General features: G+C 56.2%; 1 rRNA gene. It reads right to left on the reverse strand.

The window, feature by feature from the left end:
* Window positions 1–1,615: ribosomal RNA gene (locus ABWI07_RS44020) — 23S ribosomal RNA — on the reverse strand; the annotation flags it as partial.

Here is a 1,615-nt window from a genome sequence, read left to right on the forward strand (position 1 = left end):
GCCGACATCGAGGTGCCAAACCATCCCGTCGATATGGACTCTTGGGGAAGATCAGCCTGTTATCCCCGGGGTACCTTTTATCCGTTGAGCGACGGCGCTTCCACAAGCCACCGCCGGATCACTAGTCCCGACTTTCGTCCCTGCTCGACCCGTCGGTCTCACAGTCAAGCTCCCTTGTGCACTTACACTCAACACCTGATTGCCAACCAGGCTGAGGGAACCTTTGGGCGCCTCCGTTACTCTTTAGGAGGCAACCGCCCCAGTTAAACTACCCATCAGACACTGTCCCTGATCCGGATCACGGACCCAGGTTAGACATCCAGCACGACCAGACTGGTATTTCAACGACGACTCCACCCACACTGGCGTGCGGGCTTCAAAGTCTCCCAGCTATCCTACACAAGCCGAACCGAACACCAATATCAAACTGTAGTAAAGGTCCCGGGGTCTTTCCGTCCTGCTGCGCGAAACGAGCATCTTTACTCGTAGTGCAATTTCACCGGGCCTATGGTTGAGACAGTCGAGAAGTCGTTACGCCATTCGTGCAGGTCGGAACTTACCCGACAAGGAATTTCGCTACCTTAGGATGGTTATAGTTACCACCGCCGTTTACTGGCGCTTAAGTTCTCAGCTTCGCCAAACCGAAGTTTGACTAACCGGTCCCCTTAACGTTCCAGCACCGGGCAGGCGTCAGTCCGTATACATCGCCTTACGGCTTCGCACGGACCTGTGTTTTTAGTAAACAGTCGCTTCTCGCTGGTCTCTGCGGCCACCCCCAGCTCACCAAGTAAATTGGATCACCAGTGATGGCCCCCCTTCTCCCGAAGTTACGGGGGCATTTTGCCGAGTTCCTTAACCATAGTTCACCCGAACGCCTCGGTATTCTCTACCTGACCACCTGAGTCGGTTTAGGGTACGGGCCGCCATGAAACTCGCTAGAGGCTTTTCTCGACAGCATAGGATCATCCACTTCACCACAATCGGCTCGGCATCAGGTCTCAGCCTTAATGCGCGACGGATTTACCTATCGCACGGCCTACACCCTTACCCCGGGACAACCACCGCCCGGGATGGACTACCTTCCTGCGTCACCCCATCACTCACCTACTACCACCTTGGGTCAGCGGCTCCACCACTCCCCTTTGCCCGAAGGCTCCAGGGCGGCTTCACGGCCTTAGCATTAATGGGCTCGATGTTTGACGCTTCACAGCGGGTACCGGAATATCAACCGGTTATCCATCGACTACGCCTGTCGGCCTCGCCTTAGGTCCCGACTTACCCTGGGCAGATCAGCTTGACCCAGGAACCCTTAGTCAATCGGCGCACACGTTTCTCACGTGTGTATCGCTACTCATGCCTGCATTCTCACTCGTGAACCGTCCACCACTGCCTTCCGGCGCGGCTTCACCCGGCACACGACGCTCCCCTACCCATCCATACAGGCGTTGGCCCTATTGTATGAATGACACGACTTCGGCGGTACGCTTGAGCCCCGCTACATTGTCGGCGCGGAATCACTAGACCAGTGAGCTATTACGCACTCTTTCAAGGGTGGCTGCTTCTAAGCCAACCTCCTGGTTGTCTGTGCGACTCCACATCCTTTCCCACTTAGCGC

Source organism: Actinomadura sp. NPDC000600 (genome assembly GCF_040492135.1).
In the GTDB taxonomy this organism is placed as follows: domain Bacteria; phylum Actinomycetota; class Actinomycetes; order Streptosporangiales; family Streptosporangiaceae; genus Spirillospora.